18 protein-coding genes and 1 riboswitch are annotated in these 19,823 nt (G+C 70.0%); of the genes, 10 read left to right on the top strand and 8 right to left on the bottom strand.

Features of this window, described 5'->3' with window-relative positions; genetic code table 11:
- Positions 1 to 14: 14 nt before the first annotated feature.
- Both thiE and ACWGSK_RS10090 read right to left on the bottom strand, forming a co-directional pair.
- Positions 15 to 677 carry a thiamine phosphate synthase gene (thiE, locus tag ACWGSK_RS10095; protein ID WP_358508224.1) on the bottom strand — a complete coding sequence of 221 codons (663 nt, stop codon included), beginning with the start codon at positions 675 to 677 and terminating at the stop codon, positions 15 to 17.
- Positions 678 to 757: 80 nt separating this feature from the next.
- Positions 758 to 1,117, bottom strand: a complete 360-nt coding sequence (locus ACWGSK_RS10090; protein WP_358508226.1) for an Rv2175c family DNA-binding protein — start codon at positions 1,115 to 1,117, stop codon at positions 758 to 760.
- Between the two features lie 87 nt (positions 1,118 to 1,204).
- Positions 1,205 to 1,316: riboswitch (TPP riboswitch) on the top strand.
- On the opposite strand from ACWGSK_RS10090, the gene thiO reads away from it, so the two are divergent.
- The 7 genes from thiO to thiI all read left to right on the top strand — a co-directional run bounded on the left by thiO (position 1,314) and on the right by thiI (position 9,414).
- Positions 1,314 to 2,516: a glycine oxidase ThiO gene (gene thiO / locus ACWGSK_RS10085; RefSeq protein ID WP_358508228.1), complete on the top strand. Its 1,203-nt coding sequence runs from the start codon at positions 1,314 to 1,316 to the stop codon at positions 2,514 to 2,516. It overlaps the preceding riboswitch by 3 nt.
- A gap of 26 nt (positions 2,517 to 2,542) precedes the next feature.
- Positions 2,543 to 2,755: a sulfur carrier protein ThiS gene (gene thiS, locus ACWGSK_RS10080; RefSeq protein ID WP_358508253.1), complete on the top strand. Its 213-nt coding sequence runs from the start codon at positions 2,543 to 2,545 to the stop codon at positions 2,753 to 2,755.
- A gap of 3 nt (positions 2,756 to 2,758) precedes the next feature.
- Entirely contained in the window at positions 2,759 to 3,556 is a 798-nt protein-coding gene (locus ACWGSK_RS10075) for a thiazole synthase (RefSeq protein WP_358508229.1), read from the top strand.
- 364 nt (positions 3,557 to 3,920) lie between these two features.
- The gene (gene pknB / locus ACWGSK_RS10070) at positions 3,921 to 5,876 is read left to right on the top strand and encodes a Stk1 family PASTA domain-containing Ser/Thr kinase (protein WP_452455667.1); all 1,956 of its coding nucleotides are present in this window, start codon (positions 3,921 to 3,923) and stop codon (positions 5,874 to 5,876) included.
- Positions 5,877 to 6,001: 125 nt separating this feature from the next.
- Positions 6,002 to 6,667, top strand: coding sequence for a response regulator transcription factor (locus ACWGSK_RS10065; RefSeq protein ID WP_358508233.1), 666 nt, complete (start codon positions 6,002 to 6,004; stop codon positions 6,665 to 6,667).
- A gap of 186 nt (positions 6,668 to 6,853) precedes the next feature.
- On the top strand, positions 6,854 to 7,879 hold the full coding sequence (locus ACWGSK_RS10060; protein WP_358508234.1) for a 6-phosphofructokinase: 1,026 nt from the start codon (positions 6,854 to 6,856) through the stop codon (positions 7,877 to 7,879).
- 242 nt (positions 7,880 to 8,121) lie between these two features.
- Positions 8,122 to 9,414 carry a tRNA uracil 4-sulfurtransferase ThiI gene (gene thiI, locus ACWGSK_RS10055; RefSeq protein ID WP_358508236.1) on the top strand — a complete coding sequence of 431 codons (1,293 nt, stop codon included), beginning with the start codon at positions 8,122 to 8,124 and terminating at the stop codon, positions 9,412 to 9,414.
- A gap of 85 nt (positions 9,415 to 9,499) precedes the next feature.
- On the opposite strand, the gene aroF is transcribed toward thiI, so the two are convergent.
- Positions 9,500 to 10,546, bottom strand: coding sequence for a 3-deoxy-7-phosphoheptulonate synthase (gene aroF, locus ACWGSK_RS10050; protein WP_358508238.1), 1,047 nt, complete (start codon positions 10,544 to 10,546; stop codon positions 9,500 to 9,502).
- 371 nt (positions 10,547 to 10,917) lie between these two features.
- Here aroF and ACWGSK_RS10045 point away from each other — a divergent pair, with 371 nt between their 5' ends.
- The gene (locus tag ACWGSK_RS10045; protein ID WP_358508240.1) at positions 10,918 to 11,550 is read left to right on the top strand and encodes a molybdopterin-dependent oxidoreductase; all 633 of its coding nucleotides are present in this window, start codon (positions 10,918 to 10,920) and stop codon (positions 11,548 to 11,550) included.
- Between the two features lie 55 nt (positions 11,551 to 11,605).
- On the opposite strand, the gene macS is transcribed toward ACWGSK_RS10045, so the two are convergent.
- Genes macS through ACWGSK_RS10030 form a run of 3 tightly spaced genes read right to left on the bottom strand, consistent with a single transcriptional unit; the run spans position 11,606 to position 14,454 of the window.
- Positions 11,606 to 12,697, bottom strand: coding sequence for a MacS family sensor histidine kinase (macS, locus tag ACWGSK_RS10040; RefSeq protein ID WP_452455706.1), 1,092 nt, complete (start codon positions 12,695 to 12,697; stop codon positions 11,606 to 11,608).
- 57 nt (positions 12,698 to 12,754) lie between these two features.
- The gene (locus tag ACWGSK_RS10035; RefSeq protein WP_358508241.1) at positions 12,755 to 13,648 is read right to left on the bottom strand and encodes a hypothetical protein; all 894 of its coding nucleotides are present in this window, start codon (positions 13,646 to 13,648) and stop codon (positions 12,755 to 12,757) included.
- Positions 13,645 to 14,454, bottom strand: coding sequence for an alpha/beta hydrolase (locus tag ACWGSK_RS10030; protein ID WP_358508243.1), 810 nt, complete (start codon positions 14,452 to 14,454; stop codon positions 13,645 to 13,647). The genes ACWGSK_RS10035 and ACWGSK_RS10030 overlap by 4 nt, the downstream gene beginning before the upstream one ends.
- A 416-nt stretch (positions 14,455 to 14,870) precedes the next feature.
- Here ACWGSK_RS10030 and ACWGSK_RS10025 point away from each other — a divergent pair, with 416 nt between their 5' ends.
- On the top strand, positions 14,871 to 15,689 hold the full coding sequence (locus ACWGSK_RS10025; protein WP_358508244.1) for a lysophospholipid acyltransferase family protein: 819 nt from the start codon (positions 14,871 to 14,873) through the stop codon (positions 15,687 to 15,689).
- A gap of 119 nt (positions 15,690 to 15,808) precedes the next feature.
- Here the strand turns inward: ACWGSK_RS10025 and ACWGSK_RS10020 are convergent, their stop codons facing one another.
- Both ACWGSK_RS10020 and ACWGSK_RS10015 read right to left on the bottom strand, forming a co-directional pair.
- Positions 15,809 to 16,756 carry an ROK family glucokinase gene (locus ACWGSK_RS10020; protein WP_358508245.1) on the bottom strand — a complete coding sequence of 316 codons (948 nt, stop codon included), beginning with the start codon at positions 16,754 to 16,756 and terminating at the stop codon, positions 15,809 to 15,811.
- Positions 16,757 to 16,885: 129 nt separating this feature from the next.
- A complete protein-coding gene (locus ACWGSK_RS10015) occupies positions 16,886 to 17,365 on the bottom strand; it encodes a hypothetical protein (protein WP_358508247.1) in 480 nt (159 codons plus the stop codon).
- Between the two features lie 486 nt (positions 17,366 to 17,851).
- Here ACWGSK_RS10015 and ACWGSK_RS10010 point away from each other — a divergent pair, with 486 nt between their 5' ends.
- Complete coding sequence (locus ACWGSK_RS10010) at positions 17,852 to 19,660, top strand: AMP-dependent synthetase/ligase (protein ID WP_358508248.1); 1,809 nt, start codon at positions 17,852 to 17,854, stop codon at positions 19,658 to 19,660.
- Positions 19,661 to 19,823: the final 163 nt, after the last annotated feature.

Raw genomic sequence — 19,823 nt, 5'->3', positions numbered from 1 at the left:
GGCGTCGCCTCGGTTCAGGCCCGCGCGGTGAGCCGTTCCTTGAGGGCGACCGCCGCGGCACGGGGGTCCTCCGCCTCGGTGATGGCGCGCACCACGACGACACGCGAGGCGCCGGCGTCGAGCACCTCGTCGATGGTGGTCAGGTCGATGCCGCCGATGGCGAACCAGGGTCGTTCGGTCCCCAGTGCGGCGGCCTTCTCCACCAGGGCCGGGCCGGCGGCAGGGCGTCCCGGCTTGGTGGGGGTGGCCCAGGTCGGTCCGACGCAGAAGTAGTCGCTGCCGGCTTCCTCGGCGGAGGCCATGGCGGCCTCGACGTCGTTGTTGGATCGCCCGATGACGGGGTCCGCGCCGATGATGTCCCTGGCCATGGACACGGGCAGATCGCGCTGTCCCAGATGCAGAACGTCGGCGCGCACCGCGCGGGCGATGTCGGCGCGGTCGTTGACGGCGAGCAGCGCGCCGTGGCGTTCGCACGCCTCGCGCATGACCTCCAGCGCGGCGAGTTCCTCGCGGGCCTCCAGCCCCTTGTCCCGGAGCTGGACGATGTCCACCCCTCCGGCCAGGGCCGCGTCCGTGAACTCGGCGAGGTCACCGCGCTCGGTACGGGCGTCGGTGCACAGGTACAGAAGGGATGCGTCCAGGCGCTCGCGCAGGCTGGTTCCGTGGTTGGTCCTCACACCCGACACATTAGGCCCTGGTCGTCGAGGGGCCCAAGGGCGCACCCCCCGGTGCGCCCCATGGAGCGAACGGCGATCACTCAGAAGGCCATGGCCTGGGCGCGGCGACGCACCTCGGTGCCCCGGTTCTCGCGCATGGCCTGGATCGGGGTCCCCGGAAGGGTGTCGTCCGGTGTGAAGAGCCAGCGCAGAGCCTCCTCGGTGGAGAAACCCGCGTCGGAGAGCAGCACGATGGTGCCGGGCAGCCCCTTGACGAGGTCGTCACCGTCCAGGAAGGCGGCGGGGATGGAGAGTTCTCCCTTGCGAACCACGCCCATGAGGCGGTTCTCGCGGATGAACGTCTTGATCCGGTTCGGGCTGACGCCCAGCGGCTCGGCCGCCTCGCGCAGGGTCAGCCAGTCGCCGACCAGTTCGTCGATGTCGAGGTCTTTGTGTGTCACCCTCCCAATCTGCCACACCCCACCGGCCACCGAGGACCGCCCGAACCCGTGCGGGGTCACCTGGCCTAGGATGGCGGGGAGCGAACAGACATGTCCCGCGGGAGCCGGGTGGACCCGGCTGAGAGGGAGACCGAGCAGTCTCCGACCGCACGAACCTGATCCGGATCATGCCGGCGAAGGGAGGGGAGCGCGCACCATGCGCGACTTCGAGGATTCCCGCTACAGGACCGGTTCCGACACCGATGGTGTGGTCGTCGTCGGTGGCGGCGTCATCGGGAGGGTCGTCGCCTGGCGGGCGGCCCGACACGGTCTGGACGTCACCCTGGTCGAGCCCGATCCCGTCACCGAACCCGCCGACGCGCGTTCCTCCTCCGCCGTCGCGGCGGGCATGCTCACGCCCGCCACCGAGGCGATCTTCGGTGAGGAGGAACTCATGGGACTCGGCGTCCGCTCCGCGCGGATGTACGACTCCTTCGTCGCCGAGGTGGAGGCGGACTCCGCCATGTCGGTGGGCCACCACCGCACCGGAACGCTCCTGGTCGCCTTCGACCGGGACGACCTGGCCGTCCTCGATGAACTCCACGACCTGCAACGACGTCTGGGCATCGCCACCGAGCGGTTGAACAGTCGAGAGTGCCGCCGGTTGGAACCCCACCTGGCCCCTTCGGTGCGGGGCGGGGTCCTGGCCCCAGAGGATCACTCCGTCGACCCCCGCCGTCTACTTCCGGCCCTGGCCCGGGCCGCCGAACGCGCGGGCGCGCGCGAGGTGGCCGGGGCCGTGACCGAGGTCTCCTCCCCCGGTCCCGACGGGGCCCGGTTGGGAGTGCACCTGGCCGACGGCACCGTTCTGCCGACCCACCAGGTCGTCCTCGCCGCGGGTTGCCTGAGCGACCGGATCACCCTGCCCGCGCCGGTGCTGCCTCCGATCCGGCCGGTCAAGGGACAGTTGTTGCGCGCCCGGGTCCGTGAGGGGGAGCCCCCGCTCGTGGAGCGGACGGTGCGCGGCCTGGTCCGCGGCTTCCCGGTCTACCTGGTGCCCCGCGCCGACGGCGAGGTCATCGTGGGCGCGACCCAGGAGGAGCTGGGGTACGACACCGCCCTGACCGCGGGCGGGCTCTGGCAGGTGCTGCGGGACGCGCGCGAACTCGTTCCCGGGGTCACCGAGCTGGAGGTCACCGAGACCTGCGTGGGCCTGCGCCCCGGGTCCCCCGACAACCGACCCCTGCTGGGCCCCACCCGGGTGCCGGGACTGCACCTGGCCGTGGGCCACTTCCGGCACGGGGTGCTGTTGGCCCCCGTGACCGGAGAGGTCATGGTGCGGGCGCTCACGACCGGGGCCCTGCCCGAATACGCGCATGGATTCGCCGCCGACCGGCCGCTGTCCGATGGCGGCGCGTGAGACGAACCGACGACGTGGGAGTGACTGTGGAACTGATCATCAACGGCGAGAGTCGCCAGAGCACGGCCACCACGGTCGAGGCGGTCGTACGCGACCTCACCTCGGCCGGCGACGGGGCGATCCCCGGCGGGATCGCGGTGGCGATCAACGACGAGGTGGTGCGGCGCACCGCGTGGGCCGGCACGGACCTGACGCCGGGCGACCGCGTGGACGTCCTGACCGCCGTACAGGGAGGCTGAACCATGACCGACATCCTCGACACCCGGCCCGATGTCGACACCGTCGAAGACCCCGTGATCATCGCCGGCGTCCCCTTCGGCTCCCGCCTCATCACCGGAACCGGCGGCGCGCCCTCCCTGGAGGTGCTGGAGGAGGCCCTGCTGGCCTCGGGGACGGAGCTGACCACCGTGGCCATGCGCCGGGTCGCCCCGGGCACGCAGGGATCGGTGTGGGACGTCCTGTCCCGCAACGGCATCCGTCCACTGCCCAACACCGCGGGCTGCTTCACCGCCGTGGAGGCCGTGCGCACCGCCAGGCTGGGGCGCGAGGCCTTGGAGACCGACTGGGTGAAGCTGGAGGTCGTCGCCGACGAGCACACGCTGCTTCCCGACCCGGTGGAGCTGTTGGAGGCCGCGGAGACACTCGTGGACGACGGTTTCACGGTGTTGCCCTACACCAACGACGACCCGGTGCTGGCCCGGCGTCTGGAGCAGCTCGGCTGCGCCGCCGTCATGCCGCTGGCCGCTCCGATCGGCTCCGGTCTGGGCATTCGCAACCCGCACAATCTGGAGCTGATCGTCGAACAGGCCGGCGTGCCGGTCATCGTCGACGCCGGCATCGGTACCGCCAGCGACGCGGCCCTGGCCATGGAACTGGGGTGCGACGCGGTGTTGTTGGCCACTGCCGTGACCCGTGCCCAAGACCCGGCCCTGATGGCGCGGGCCATGCGCGACGCGGTCCGGGCCGGTAGGGACGCCCGCCGTGCCGGGCGCATCCCGATCCGGCGGCACGCCCTTGCCTCCAGTCCCGACGTGGTCTGAGCGAAGTACCACTCGACCTGCCCGTCCGAGGTCCGTGTCCGGGCAGGTCGGAGCGGTCGCCGCGGCCCTCGGTCAAGAGCCGGCCGGTGCGGCGCCAAGCGAAGGTTTGGTGTCGTCCCCTACCTTGGATGGAATGTGTGTGCCGTGAGAGGGCACCGCACCCACCGAGACAGCCCAGGCGCGCGCACCCCCCGAGCGCACACGGACGGCCCGTGTGTCGCACAGTGCGGGGCCGCCGCGACCATGAACCGCGGGGCAGAACCGACTCCGGATTCCGCTATCGTGTCGGTTCGACATCTGGTGTCGGGTACGCGCCATCGGCCGCGATCTCCCGCGCTCCCCGCAGCAAGGACACAACTCCGCCGTGGACATGACGACTTCCGACCCGCTTGTAGGCGCGACGCTGGACCGTCGCTACTTCGTCGAGTCCAGGATCGCCGGTGGTGGTATGGCGACGGTCTACGTCGCCCACGACCTCAGGCTGGACCGCAGACTCGCTCTGAAGGTCATGCACCCGTCCCTGGCTCAGGACCCCTCCTTCGTCCAGCGATTCATCAACGAGGCGCACTCCGTCGCCAAGCTCTCGCACCCCAACGTGGTCCAGGTCTTCGACCAGGGCGAGGACCAGGGACACGTGTTCCTGGCCATGGAATACGTACCGGGGCGCACGCTGCGCGACCTGCTCAAGGAGCGCGGCCGGCTGACCGCCCGTCAGGCGCTGAACTTCATGGCCCCGGTGCTGGCCGCCCTGGGCGCCGCGCACCAGGCCGGCATGGTGCACCGTGACGTCAAACCCGAGAACGTCCTCATCACCGAGGACGGTCGGGTCAAGGTCGCCGACTTCGGTCTGGCGCGCGCGGTCGAGCAGTCCAACCAGGGGCTGACCCGCACCGGCACCCTGATGGGCACCGCCGCCTACCTGGCGCCCGAACAGATCGAGAAGGGCGTGGCCGACGCCCGCAGCGACGTCTACGCCGCGGGCATCATGTTCTACGAATTGCTCACCGGTGGCCAGCCGCACACCGGTGAGACCCCCATCGCCATCGCCTACCAGCACGTGAACGAGGACGTGCCGAGACCCTCGCACTTCCTGCCGGGGCTCTCCCCCGATGTGGACGCCCTGTTCACCAAGGCCACCGAGCGCGACCCCAGGTACCGGCCCGGTAACGCCGGTCAGTACCTGTCCAAGGTGCTGGAGGTCCTGAGCACTCTGCCCGAGTCGCCCTCGGGCGCCCAGGAGCGCATGACCCCGGTCGCGCCCACCGGCGCGGCGGGCGTCACCATGACCGCGCCCCAGCTGATCGCGGGTGGCGCGGGACCGGGTACCGAGAACGCCACGATGGTCGTCGACATGAACGCCGCCGCCGACTACGACGACGACTACGGCCCGGACGACGAGGGCGGCTCCTGGTTCTCGCGCAACCGCCTGTTGGTGGTGGGCGCGGCCGCCATGGCGCTGCTCGTGGGCGTGGTCGGCTGGTGGTTCCTGCTGGGCCGCTACGAACCCGTCCCCGACGTCGTCGGCACCACGCCCGAGGTCGCCCGGGACGAGATCCGGTCGGCCGGATTGATCTACGACCTGTCCGACGATCAGGTCTACAGCGACGTCGCCGTGGGCGAGGTGGGCTCCACCGACCCCGAGGTGGGCGAGCGGCTCTCCCCCGGCGACCCGGTGACCGTGTACGTCTCCAAGGGGCCGCAGGAGGTGGAGATGCCCGACATCGCCGGGCAGAACATCGCCGACGTCCTCAAGGACCTGGAGGACCTGGGCTTCGTCGCCGACCGGATCGAGCAGGAGGAGGTCGAGTCGCCCGACGTCGATCCGGGTCAGGTCATCTCCAGCGAGCCCGAGGCGGGAGCGACCGCCGACCGTGAGGAGACGGTGACGCTCACCGTCAGTAAGGGCATCCCCGTGCCGAGCCTGGCCGGTGAGGAACGCGCGGACGCCGAGTCCACCCTGGAGGAGCTGGGCCTGACGGTCGAGATCGTCGAGGAGGACAGCGAGAACGTCGATGAGGGTCAGGTCATCGACCAGACACCCGACACCGGCACCAACGTGGGTCCCGGGTCCACCGTCACCCTGACCGTGTCCACCGGCCCGCCGGACGTGGAGATCCCCGACGTGGTCGGCGAGAAGATCAAGGACGCCCGCGAGGCCCTGGAGGACGCCGGCTTCAAGGTCGAGGTGGAGCGCATCCTGGGCGGCCGGATCATCGGTCATCAGTCGCACTCCGGGGAGGCCCCGGAGGGCACCGAGATCACGATCACGGCGACGCCCCGCGGTGTGGTCATCGACGGGGACGACGAAGACGACGACTGACCACCGAGGTGGGTCCACCATCGCGGGGAGGGGCGGGGAGCGTGTGCTCCCCGCCCCTCCCCGCGTTCGGACCGAAGCGGCCGGCCCGCTGTGTTCCCGGGCCCACTCCCGCTACGCTCGGCGGCATGGACGGCGAGAACATCCGGGTACTGGTGGTCGACGACCACCCCATGTGGCTCGACGCGGTCGCCCGAGACCTCGGTGAGGCGGGGATGACGGTCGTGGGCACCGCCGGCGACGGCGCCAAGGCGATGCGCATCGCGCCCGCGGCCCGCCCCACCTTGGCGGTGGTGGACCTGCACCTGCCCGACACCACCGGGGTGGAACTCACCGCCGCCCTGGTCGCCCTGCCCGAACCCCCCAGGGTGCTGGTGCTGTCCGCGAGCGGGGAGAGCGAGGACGTCCTGGCCGCGGTCAAGGCCGGCGCCACGGGCTATCTCGTGAAGTCGGCCGGGCGCGAGGAACTCCTGGACGCGGTGCGCCGTGTCGACGCCGGGGACGCGGTCTACACCCCCGGGTTGGCCGGTCTGGTCCTCGGCGAGTACCGCAGACTGTCGAGCGAACACGATCGTTCGCGGGAGGGGGACGACGGCACGCCGCGGCTCACCCCCCGCGAGACCGAGGTGCTGCGTCTGGTCGCCAAGGGGTTGGCCTACAAGCAGATCGCGCGGCGGCTGACCATCTCCCACCGCACGGTGCAGAACCACGTGCAGAACACCCTGACCAAACTGCAGCTCCACAACCGCGTGGAGCTGGTGCGTTACGCCATTGACCAGGGGCTGGACGACTGAGCGCGTCCCGGTCGGTTCCCACCGGCCGGGACGTCCGGCTCTTTCGGACATCATCGGCCCCTGATGGGGTGTGGATTTCGGAAAGGCCACCGCCCTTCGGGGTTGGCCCGGACTCCCCGCTCCCACTATGGTCTAGACCATATGGTGCCGAGCACCAGAACACATCCAACGTCGAGGAGAAGTCGAATGCGAGTCGGGGTCCTGACCGGTGGCGGAGACTGCCCTGGTCTGAACGCTGTCATCCGCGCCGTGGTCCGTAAGGGCATCAAGGACTACGGCTACGAGTTCATCGGCTTCCGGGACGGCTGGCGTGGGCCCCTGGAGGGCGACACCATGCCGCTGGACGTCAGCGCCGTGCGCGGCATCCTGCCCCGCGGCGGGACCATCCTGGGCTCCTCGCGCACCAACCTGATGAAGATCGAGGGCGGCGTCGAGCGCGTCAAGGACAACATGGCGGGGCTGGGCGTGGACGCCCTCATCGCCATCGGCGGCGAGGACACCCTCGGGGTGGCGCGTCAGCTGCACGACCGCGGCGTCAACGTCGTGGGCGTGCCCAAGACCATCGACAACGACCTCAACGCCACGGACTACACGTTCGGGTTCGACACCGCCGTCAACATCGCCACGGAGGCGATCGACCGGCTGCACACCACCGCCGAGTCCCACCACCGCGCCCTGGTGGTGGAGGTCATGGGCCGGCACGCCGGGTGGATCGCCCTGCACTCGGGCATGGCGGCGGGCGCCAACGTCATCCTCATCCCCGAACGGCCCTTCGACATCGACGAGGTCGTCAAGCACGTCCAGAGCCGATTCGAGACGCAGTACGCCCCCATACTCGTGGTCGCCGAGGGTGCTCACCCCAAGGAAGGCCAGATGGAGCTCGCCACCGGCGAGAAGGACTCCTTCGGGCACGTGCGCCTGGGCGGCATCGGCCAGAACCTGGCCGAGGAGATCGAGCGGCGCACCGGCAAGGAGGCCCGTTCGGTGGTGCTGGGCCACGTCCAGCGCGGCGGCACCCCCAGCGCCTTCGACCGGGTGCTCGCCACCCGCCTGGGCGTGAACGCCATCGAGTCCGTGCACGACAAGGCCTTCGGCAAGATGGTGGGCCTCCAGGGCACCGACATCGTCCGGGTGGACCTGGCCGAGGCCACCGACACGCTCAAGACGGTCCCGGCCGAGCGTTTCGAGGAGGCCGAGGTCTTCTTCGGCTGATGCCCTATCGCTGAGCGCCTCCGCTAGCGCTTCGGCGTGTTCGGGCGTTCGCGCCGGCGTTCCACGGCCCCTTCCGTGCCGGGAGGGGCCGTTCGTGTGTCCGGCGACCGGTCCGGGAATGTACCGAGCGCTCCTTGGATTGTTCGATACTGGAAGACAACGGTGGGCACGCCCGGTCCCACCACCCACCCCCTCCCGCCTCACCGGGCACGAAGGCATCATCTTTTCCGGAGGTAAGCACCATGTCCGCGTCGCTGGAGTCCGCGCCGATCCCCGCAACCGAGGTCGGAGCCGACGCCGGGCTCGGCGAGCTCTGCGTGCTGATGAAGCTCGGAGAGATCGTCCTCAAGGGTTCCAACCGCAAGCTGTTCGAGCGCCGGCTGCACAACAACATCCGTTCCTCGGTCCGCGACCTGGGCGACATCCGCCTCTCCCAGCGCGGCGCCGGCGTGATCATCGTGCGCAAGCCCGAGGCGTCGGACCTGGAGATCGCCGAGATCGCCGACCGCATGGCCAACGTCATGGGCGTGGTGTGGGTGCACCTGGTGCGCCGGGTCCGCAAGGACCTCGACGCCATCGTGGACCTGTCCGTGCGTTCCATGGCCGACCGCGAGGGCACCTTCGCGGTGCGCGCCCGCCGCCGGGACAAGCGTTTCGAGATGAACTCCGGTGAGCTGGCCGGCTTCCTCGGTTCCAAGATCATCGAGGCGCACGGCTACAAGGTGAACCTCAAGCGCCCCGACAACACCCTGTACGTGGAGATCGACAAGGACGAGGCGTTCGTCTTCACCGACGGCGTCCCCGGCCAGGGCGGTCTGCCCGCCGGGATGAGCGGTCGTGGCCTGGTCCTGATGTCGGGCGGCATCGACTCGCCCGTGGCCGCGCACCGGATGATCCGGCGCGGGCTGAAGGTCGACTTCCTGCACTTCTCCGGGATGCCCTTCACCGGCCCCGAGTCGATCTACAAGGCCTACAGCCTGGTCCGGCAGATCGACCGCTACCAGGTGGGTTCGCGCCTGTTCGTGGTGCCCTTCGGCAAGGCCCAGCAGCAGCTGAAGAGCTCGGGCATCGAGCGCCTGCAGATCGTCGCCCAGCGGCGGCTGATGCTCAAGACCGCCGAGGCCCTGGCCGACGACCTGGGCGCGGAGTGCCTGATCACCGGCGACGCCCTGGGTCAGGTCTCCAGCCAGACCATGACCAACCTGACCGCGCTGGACGACGCGGTGGACATGCCGATCCTGCGGCCGCTCATCGGCATGGACAAGACCGAGATCATGGACCAGGCCCGCAAGATCGGGACGCTGGCCATCTCGGAGTTGCCCGACGAGGACTGCTGCACGATGCTGACCCCGCGTCAGGTGGAGACCGCCGCCAAGATCGCCGACCTGCGCACGATCGAGAAGCGGATGGACGCCGAGGAGCTCGCGGAGTACCTGGTGACCACCGCCCAGATGCACAAGCCCAGCTTCCTGGGCGACGCGGCGCCCAAGAAGGGCGTCGTGCCGGCCGCGGCCACCGCCGTGCCCACCGTCTGACCGACCGAACACGAGGGGAGCGGCGCCCCCGAGGGCACCGCTCCCTTTCTCGTACGCGCTTCGACCGGGTTCCCTGGGAACGCGTCTACACGTCGGCGAGCTCGCGCGTCGGGGCCGGGGTGAGTGTACGTCCGCTCAGGGTGGCCAGCGTGCCGGCGACGTCGCGCAGAACGCCCAGGTCCTCCTCTACCAGGGCCTGGGGGCCGTCGCAGAGGGCGGTCTCCGGGTTGGGGTGCACGTCGACGATGATGCCGTCGGCGCCGATGGCGATGGCCGCGCGGGACAGCGGCAGGACCAGGTCGCGCTTGCCACCGGAGTGGGACGGGTCGACGATCACCGGCAGGTGGGTGAGGTTCTGCGCCACCGGGACCGCGCTGATGTCCAGGGTGTTGCGGGTGGCCTTCTCGAAGGTGCGGATGCCGCGCTCGCACAGCACGACGTCGAGGTTGCCGCGCTGGGCGATGTACTCGGCGGCCATCAACCATTCCTCGATGGTGGCGCTCATTCCGCGCTTGAGCAGGACGGGCTTGCCCGCGTCACCGGCCGCCTGCAGGAGCGCGAAGTTCTGCATGTTGCGGGTGCCGATCTGGAGCATGTCCGCGTGGGAGGCGACCAGGTCGACGTCGGCGGCGTCCACGACCTCGGTGACGATCGGCATGCCGGTCTCGTCGCGCACGTCGGAGAGGATCTTCAGGCCCTGCTCGCCCAGTCCCTGGAAGGCGTAGGGGGAGGTGCGGGGCTTGTAGGCGCCACCGCGCAGAAGGGCGGCGCCGGCGGCCTTGGCCATGTGGGCCGCGGCGAGGGTCTGCTCGGGCGTCTCGACCGCGCAGGGACCGGCGATGACGGTCATGTTCTCGCCGCCGATCGGCACGCCCCGGACGCTGACGACGGTTCGGCTGTCGTGGTTCTCGCGGCTGACCAGCTTGTACGGGGCGGAGATGCGCAGCACGTCGCCGACCCCGGGCTTGGCGCGCAGACCCAGGTCCTGGAACCGCTCGACGTCGCCGACCAGACCGATGATCGTCCTGCTGACACCGCGGGTCACGTACGCCTCACCCCCGGAGGAGGTGATCAGCTCGACGAGTGCGTCGATGTTGTCGGCGGTGGCGTCCGGTGCCATAACGATGACCATGTGGGTTGTCCTTGTTCGTCGGTTGGGCGGCAGTGCCGCTGAGTCGTCTCGCCTGGCCGGTCCGGTCCGGTGGAACACAAAGGAGCCCCGGGCCTTTTCCGGCCCGGGGCTCCTGGTAAGTCGTCTGTGTCAGCGCAGGGCTTTACAGGCGACCGGGGAGATGGGCCGGTAGCCATAAAAGCGCCAAAAGTTCCGCTGCATGGCTGTGACTATAGCGCACGGCCATGGCGGGCGCGCACGTCCGGGGCGAGTGATCTGGCTCTCGTCGGCGCCTGACAGGATGATGGACGCCGCGCTGCCACATCGGTGTGGAGCGTGTACGGTCCGTCGGCGGACGCCGGCGGGCGAGCGAGTCTTGCGGGGGGAGCCCAGTGTCCGAGGGGTCGGAGGCCGAGGGTACGGGGGGCGACCGGGACGGGTTGCCGCCGGGACAGGCGGTGCGCCGCGAGCACAAGCCGCTGCACTACGGGCGGGTCCCCTCCTTCCGACCGGGGCGGTGGGACTTTCGCGTGTTCGGCGCCACCGAGTCGTTGGGCACCTATCGGTGGGACTGGAACGAGTTCTCCGAGCTGCCCCGTGCACGGGAGGTGCGCCACTTCCACTGCGTGATGCGGTTCACCGTCCCGGACGTGCACTGGGGCGGGGTACGCGCCACCGACCTGGTGCGACTGGCACCGCCCGCCCCCGAGGCCACACACGTGATGGCCTGGGGCGAGTACGGCTACAGCGCCAACATGCGCATGGACGACTTCCTGTCCGAGGGGGTGCTGCTGACCACCCATCGTGACGGAGCCCCGCTCGCCCCCGAACACGGCTTCCCCCTGCGCCTGGTGGTGCCGCACCTGTACGGGTGGAAGAGCGTGAAGTGGCTTCGTTCGGTGGAGTACATGGTGGGCGATCGCCGCGGGTTCTGGGAGGACCGCGGCTACCACAACCGCGCCGATCCCTGGGGCGAGGAACGCTTCTCCCACCAGGAGGAACCCGGTGCCGGCCCGCCCCTGTGAGTCGGAGCGTCGTGCCCGCCGATCATCGGCCCCTCGTGGGCCTCGGCTCCCGGGCTCAGGTGCCCGGTCGGGGCACGCGCATCTCGAACTCGGTGCCCTCCCCCGGATCGCTGTGGACCTCGGTGCTCCCACCCAGATCGCGCACGCGTCCGAGGATGGACTGGTCGACCCCCAGACGGCCCTCGGCGCGCGCCCGCTCCAACCGGTCCGGTGGGATGCCGGGGCCGTCGTCGCGCACGGTCACCACGACCGCGTCGGGTTCGTCCTCCACGAGCACCCAGACCCGGGTCCCCTCCGGACAGTGCCGTTCGACGTTGTCCAGGGCGGCCGCGACCGCGGCGGTCAGCTCACGGGCGGTGAGGTCGGGCAGTTCGACGCGGGTGGCGGGCGCGGCGACGGTGACCCGCACCGTCTCCAGCGGACGCAGCAGGTCGCGCAGGTCCAAGGGGCCCGCCGCCCCGGCGGGGGCGGCCGGGACCGCCGCCGTGGCACCCAGGCCGTCCGCGACCAGTGACCGGAGCCGGACCTCCTGCTCGCCTGCCATCCGCCCCAGCTCTGCGGCCTCTCCCCCGATCTCGTCACCGCGCCGCCGCACCAGGGCCAGCACCTGAAGTACCGAGTCGTGGATGGAACGGGCGAGTTGCTCCCGTTCCCGGATACGCGCCTCCAGGGTGACGGCCTGGGCGAAGCGCTCCTCCGCCTGTTCGGCCACCCGCGCCATGTAGCCCACGGCCAGGCCGGTCAGCAACAGCAGGACCACGCCCCGGGCGGTGGCCCCGGTGATGGCGGCGTCCATGATCACGCGCAGGGTGAGGTCTGCGATCCCGTAGGCGATGGCGACCGTGGCGGCGCCTCGACGGCCCCAGATGACGCTCGCGGCCAAGGCGGCCCCGGCGAACCAGTAGGCGCTCAGCGGCGGGGCCTGGGTGAGGTAGAAGGGGGCCGCGGCCGGGGCGGTGGCGAACAGGCAGCCGAACGCGACCAGCAGGTCGGCGCACAGGAATCGGGAGGTACGGCGGGAGGGGACGGCGTAGACCTGGTGGGTGACCACCGTCCAGATCGCCATCATCACCAGAGTGAGCCAGGCGACCCAGGGGCGCTCCAGGTACTCGTGGTGTTGGGCGACCAAGACCAGCGCGTGGACCAGGGTGATGGCCCGGTAGAGGGCGAAGGTGCGCCAGAGGGGGACGTCGAAGCCCAGGGCTCAGACCACCGCCCCGTCGTCGGGACCGTTGTCGCCCGGGGAACGGGAGTCGGTCATGCGCAGGATCAGAACCACGAAACTGCCCAGGAACACCAGGACGCCCAACAGCATCGACCAGTCGGGCAGGGAGACGCCCAGGAAGGCGGCGCCGAACAGCAGCGCCGGCACACCCAGGAGACCGAACCAGGCGGCGATGCCGACCCGGTCCCCCTGGATCAGTGGAGAGGGCTGCGGGGGTTCGTAGTGGCCCTCCCGTTCGGCCTCCGCCCGGCGCCGGTCCTCCTCACGGGCCTCATCGTCGTCGTCCTCGGTATCGCGGGGCAGACCGGCGAGGATGTCGCCGAGTTCGTTGTCGCGCTCGTCGGGTGCGTCGAGGTTCTCCGCGTCCGGCCAGGCGATCCGACCGCGCTGTTCACCGGCGGATTCGTCCTCGTCGTAGAAGCGGGCGACCAGGTCGTTCCAGACCGCGTCGTCGTCGGAGCGCCCGGTCCCCTCGGCCAGGTCGGTGGCGGGACCGTCCAGGAGGTCGCCGCCGATCGGGGGTTCGGGGCCCTCCTTGACGACGGAGGCATCCGGGCCGGGCTCGTCCTCCCCGCCGGCACGGGGGTCGGAGGGTGGTGCGAGCAGGTCGGTGCCGTTCAGGTCGGGCAACTCGGAGCCCAGCACCTGTTCGGCTGCGCCTCGTTCCTCGGCGTCGACGTACAGGTGGTCTGTCGGCGGGTCCTCGACCTGGCCACCGGTGGGCTCCAGGACGTCCTCCTCCAAGGGGACCGCGTAGGCCGCGATACCACTACGCCGGAGCGCCTCCAGCATGAGGTCGGCGTGGGACGGCGCGAGGAGGATCAAAGGGACGTAGGCGTCGGCGAGCAGGCCGTTGCCCCGACGTTGCGTCATCGGTCGGCTCCTTCCTCGCTTCTACCGAGCTCTCGCACGAAGGCGAGGCTGCCCTCGAAGATGGTGGCGGCGTCATGGTCGAGGGTCGCCACGTGGTAGCTGTCGTGGAGCAGGTGGATCGTCAGCCGGGTGTTGACCGCCCTCCTTGCGAGGATACGCAGACTCTCCGGTCCCACGACGTGGTCCTGTGCGCTGCGGTAGGCCAGGATCGGCGCGCGCAAACCGGACATGCCGTCCTGAACCTCGCGCCACAGCTTCGGGAGTGTCGCAGCGGCCGCGGTGGGGACCCGGTCGTATCCGCCCTCACCGGCCGGCGCCCCGGCCGGTGCGAGGGCCACGTCGCTGCCGACCCCGGGCGTGGAGGGTAGGAGGCGGGCGGCGAAGTGACGGATGGGCGCGATGAACGGGAGCCGCCGGTCCTCCACCGTCAGGGACGGGTTGACCAGCACGACGCCCCGCACCACGTCGGGGTTCTCCTGGGCCAGGCGCAGGCTGAGGGCGCCGCCCATGGACAGCCCCATGACGTACACCTCGTCGCACCGCGCGGAGAGGTCGAGGAGGGCCGCCTCCACGGCGGCGTACCAGTCGTCGCTTCCGGTGGTGGCCATGTCCTGCCAGGTGGTGCCGTGACCGGGCAGTCGGGGCAGTTCGACGGTGAGGCCGTACTCGGCCAGATACTCGGCCCAGGGGCGCATCGAGTAGGGCGAGCCGGTGAACCCGTGGCAGAGCAGCACACCAGTGCGGGACCCGACGTGACTGTAGGGGTCCGCCCCCGGGATGAGGGGATGGGTGCTGGTCGGTCTCACTGGGTGTCTCCCGGGGATCGTGCGGCGGGGGGATCGGGATGGTGGACTCCCCAGCCGTGAGGCTAGTCGCTCGGACGAGCGTTTGTCATCGAGTGCACGGTAACGTTCCCTTGCCCGAACCACGCGCGGGCCGGGCGTGTTCCCGGGTTCGCGTGTTCCCGTGGCGTGGGTCGGCCCCCGACCGGGCCGGACCGGTGAGTATCCTCGATGGTGCCCCGCGGTACGGCCCCTCCCCACGACGGACACCGGCGTCCGGTTCCGGACACGTTGGTGGTCACTCGTGCGTGGTGGGAGGATGACCCGAGTCAACCTCCCCCGTCGCCGTGTGGGGGTGTTCGTTGTCGGCCGAGCGGGACAGTGAGACGTGGCAGACCCTGCCCCAATGCTCCCCGCGTGTGCAGGGGTGATCTGAAGCGATGTTCTACTGGGTGGTCAAGGCGATCCTGGGGCCGGTCCTGGCCGTGTTGTGGCAGCCCCGCGCCGAGGGCGTGGAGAACGTGCCGAGGCGCGGTCCGGCCATCATGGTCAGCAACCACCTGTCGTTCTCCGACCATTTCTTCGGGCCCTTGCCCCTGCCCCGTAAGATCACCTTCCTCGCCAAGGCCGAGTACTTCACCGGCACCGGCGTGAAGGGGTTCGTCAGCAAGGCGTTCTTCACCGGCGTGGGCCAGATCCCGATCGACCGGTCCGGCGGCAAGGCCAGCGAGGCGGCGCTGCGCACCGGTCTGCGCGTGCTCAAGCGCGGTGACCTGCTCGGCATCTACCCCGAGGGCACCCGTTCCCCCGACGGCAAGCTCTACCGCGGTCGCACCGGTGTGGCCCGGCTGGCGCTGGAGGCCAAGGCCCCGGTCGTCCCGATGGCCATGATCAACCTGGACAAGATCATGCCCCCCGGCCGAACCGTCCCCAAGCTGGGCGTGCGCCCCAAGGTCGTGTTCGGTAAGCCGCTCGACTTCTCCCGCTACTACGGGATGGAGAAGGACCAGCGGGTCCTGCGCGCGATCACCGACGAGATCATGTACGCGCTGATGGAGCTGTCCGGCCAGGAATACGTGGACCGCTACGCCCAGTCGGTCAAGACCGAGCTGGAGGCGGAGGCCAAGGAGGCCCGGCGCGAGGAGCACGCCGACGCCAAGGACCGTCGACGGTCCCTGCGCGCGGAACGCAAGGCCGAACGCAAGGCCCTAAAGGAGGCCAAGGCGGAGAAGGCGAAGGGCGACCCCGAGGACGTCTGAGGCTCCGGGCAGAGCACGAGGGGGCCGGTACCGAAGGAGATCCTTCGATACCGGCCCCCTTCACGTGTGTCCGGGCCCCGACACCGTCTCGGCGGGTCGGAGGGGCCGTTACGGACCGATCAGTGCCGGGCCAGGTCGCCGGCGCCGACGATGCCGGCGGCACCGCCGAGTTCGGCCACCCGGACCTCGGCCAGGCGACGCCCCGGCCGGCCGGAGACGTGTCGGGCGAAGGACGCCCGGACGGGGTCGAGGATGATGTCGCCCGCGTCGGAGACGCCTCCACCGAGGACGAAGCACTCGGGGTCGAGGATGGCGGCGAGGTCGGCCAGGCCCAGTCCCGCCCACTCCCCCACGATCCGGAAGCAGTCCAAGGCGGCGGCGTCGCCCTCCAAGGCGGCCTGGGTGATGCACTCACCGCCGATGCCGTCCACGGTCCCGCCCGCGATTTCGAGCATGCGACGAGCGTGTTCGGGGTCGGTGCGGGCCAGGTCCTGGCCCTCGGCGACCAGCGCACGGCCGCTGGCGTACTGCTCCCAGCAGCCGTGGTTGCCACAGGCGCAACGACGTCCGTGCGGCACCATCCGGTAGTGCCCCACCTCCGCGGCCACACCGAAGCGTCCACGGTGCAGTTCTCCCCCGAGGACGAGACCGCCTCCGATCCCGGTGCCCAGGGTGACGCAGACGACGTGGTCGCTGTCGCGGCCGGCGCCGAAGCGGAACTCGGCCCACGCGGCGGCGTTGGCGTCGTTCTCGATGACCACGGGCAGTTCGACCCGTTGTTGGACGCGTTCCTTGAGGGGTTCGTCGCGCAGCCCCAGGTTGACGGCGACCTGGACGGTGGATCGGTCCTCGTCGACGAAGCCCGCCACACCCACACCGACCGCCTCGATGGGCGTGTCCGGGATGCGGCCGCGCAACTCCTCCACCGCCTTGGCGACGGTGTCGGCGAGCTGGCCGGGGTCGTTGGCGGGGGTCGGGTACTTGACCTTGTCCAGGATCTGCCCGTCGTGGTCGACGACACCGGCGGCGACCTTGGTTCCACCGATGTCTACGCCGATGGTCGGCATGGGGGCGGCTCCTTCACACTTTCGCCCAAAACCTGACATAAGTAGCGGGCTTGATGTCATCAGGTTTTCAAATGGTGCAAACCCCTCGATTAAACCAGGCTCCACACGCCGCGAACACCCCGGTGACGACTACGCCTCACCTCGGTTCTCGCCCTCCTCGACGGCGGAGGGGTCGTCGGCCGAGGACTCACGGCGCATCCGCTCGTCACGCGCACGGTCGTGGTGCTCGCGTTCCTCTCTCTCGGCGCGGGCACGCTCGGCCTCCGCGCGCCCCTGTTCCAGACCGCGCTCGACCACGCCCCAGGTCCGCCCCAACGCGCCGGCCAGGGACAACCCCGCTCGCCCGAGGTGACCGGCGACCTCCGGAGCGCTCTTGCGCACGATGTCGGCGAGCTCCTCCAGCGGAGGACGTTCCTGTTCGCTCTCCATCCGGATGGCCTCCTCCCACACGTCGCCCTTCGGTTGTGGGTTGGTGACCGCGTTCACGCCGCGCCGCACGCCCGCCGCGAGCAGCTTGCGCTGGAGCGTGTCGACCAGCCGCAAGGCATCGTCGATGAGGTCGGGGCCATCGTTGCGGGAGCTGTTCCGTCCACCGTTGTTCTCGGTCATGTCTGGCGAGCCTCCTGTCGTCCGTGGCATCACGTTAACCGCACGGGGAAGGCGCGTGCGGGGCACTCAGGGCAGGTTCAGGGAGGAGTCAGGGATGACTCGGGGCCCCGACCACGTTGGGAGGGTCGAAAGGGGTACACGCCGGCGGGAGCGCCGAGTAGCCGAGCCGACACAAAGAACTGCTATGTACAGGATGTGCACGAGGGTCACGGCAGGCGATAGTCTCTTGCCCCGCGTGAGGAGCGACCCTGGCCGCCCGCCTGACCTGCATACATTCAAGAGGGGCGCCGGGCCTGACCCCGCACGGGCACCGACACGGAAAGGGTCGGGAAAGCGACCTGAGCAGTGTTTTCCCCAAACCCCGCACGTCAAGCCCGGATCACCGTTGGATACCGAACGACAACCCTTCCTACTCACGAGTAGGATCGTGTTGTTACGGTCGTCACGTCCCCATCCACCACACCCGTACATGTCCAGGAGCACCACGTGCGCGAATACAGCTCTCCCGCGAAGCCCGAGATCTCCGACGAGGCACGGCTGACCGACACGCTCTTTGCGCGCGCGGCCACCGAGCCGAAGGCCGTCGCCGCCCGCCGTCAAGAGCAGACCGGTGCCGGCCCCTGGCGCGACGTGACCGTCGAGCAGCTGCACGGTGACATCGTCGGATACGCCAAGGGCCTCATCGGTGCGGGCATCGGGCAGGGCGACCGCGTCGCCATCATGTCGCGCACCCGCTACGAGTGGACCGCCATCGACTACGCCGTCTGGGCGGTCGGCGCCATCGTCGTACCGATCTACGAGACCTCCTCCGCCGAGCAGATCCAGTGGATCCTCTCCGACTCCGCGGCCAAGGCCGTCTTCGTGGAGACCGACGCCCACGCCGAGCGCATCGAGTCCGTCAAGGGCGAGACTCCCGAGCTCGCCAACGTGTGGAGGTTCGACGGCGACGACCTGAAGACCCTGCGCGCCGGCGGCTCCGAGGTCACCGACGAGGCCCTGGAGGAGCGCCGCACCGCCGTCAAGGCCGACGACCTCGCCACCCTCATCTACACCTCCGGCACCACCGGCCGCCCCAAGGGCTGCCAGCTGACGCACCGCAACTTCCTCTTCATCGCGCACTCGGCCCTGGAGGGCCCCGCCAAGCCCATCATCAAGGAGCACGAGGGCGTCCCCTCCACGATGCTCTTCCTTCCCCTGGCGCACGTCTTCGCGCGTTTCGTCCAGGTCATGGTCATCGAGGGCAAGGCCGTCCTGGGTCACTACCCCAGCACCGGCCCGGACCTGATCGACGAGTTCTCCGTCTTCAAGCCCACCTTCCTCCTCGCGGTCCCTCGCGTGTTCGAGAAAGTCTTCACCAAGGCCCAGCAGAAGGCCGAGAGTGAGGGCAAGGGCAAGATCTTCAACCTCGCCGCCGACACCGCGATCGAGTACAGCCAGGCGCTGGGCAAGGGCAGCGTGCCGTTCACGCTCAAGCTCAAGCACGGCCTGTTCAAGAAGCTCGTCTACAGCAAGCTGATGGACCGTCTCGGCAACGAGGCCAAGTACGCGGTCTCCGGTGGTTCCGCCCTGGGCTCGCGCCTGGGTCACTTCTTCCGCGGCGCCGGCCTGACCATCGTCGAGGGCTACGGCCTCACCGAGACCACCGCCCCGACCTCGGTCAACAGCCCCGGCTTCAACAAGATCGGCACCGTCGGCCAGCCGATGCCGGGCACCACCGTCCGCATCGCCGACGACGGCGAGATCCTGCTCAAGGGCGACCACATCATGGTCGGCTACTGGCAGAACGAGAAGGCCACCGCCGAGGCCTACGAGGACGGCTTCTACCGCACCGGTGACCTGGGTTCCCTGGACGACGACGGGTTCCTGAGCATCACCGGCCGCAAGAAGGAGATCATCGTGACCGCGGGCGGCAAGAACGTCGCCCCGGCCGTCCTGGAGGACCGGATCCGCGCCCACGCCCTGGTCAGCCAGTGCATGGTCGTCGGTGACAACCGCAAGTTCATCGCGGCGCTGGTCACGATCGACCCCGAGTCCTTCCAGCTCTGGAAGGAGCAGAAGAACAAGAGCGGTGAGATCTCCGACCTGACCGGGGACGCCGACCTCAACGCGGCGATCCAGGAGGCCGTCGACGACGCCAACAAGGCCGTCTCCAAGGCCGAGGGCATCAAGAAGTTCAAGATCCTGCCGCAGGACTTCACCGAAGAGGGCGGCCAGATGACCGCCTCCCTGAAGGTCAAGCGTCACGTGGTCTCCAAGCAGTGGAGCAAGGAGATCGACGACATCTACGCGGGCTAGGCGACGCGTAGGTTCCAAGGATCTTCGAGAGGGGGGGGGGGGCCCCGGGGGGGGGGGCCCCCCCCCCCCCCCCCCCACCCGCGGGGGGGGGGGAAAAAAAAAAAAAACCAACAACACAACACAAACACCAAAAAGGGGGAGGTTGTGGTTAAAAAGGGGGTGG

It is taken from the genome of Nocardiopsis sp. NPDC055551 (assembly GCF_053619415.1).
The sequence above is the reverse complement of the archived record's forward strand: the minus strand, read 5'-3'. Positions and strand labels throughout refer to the sequence as shown.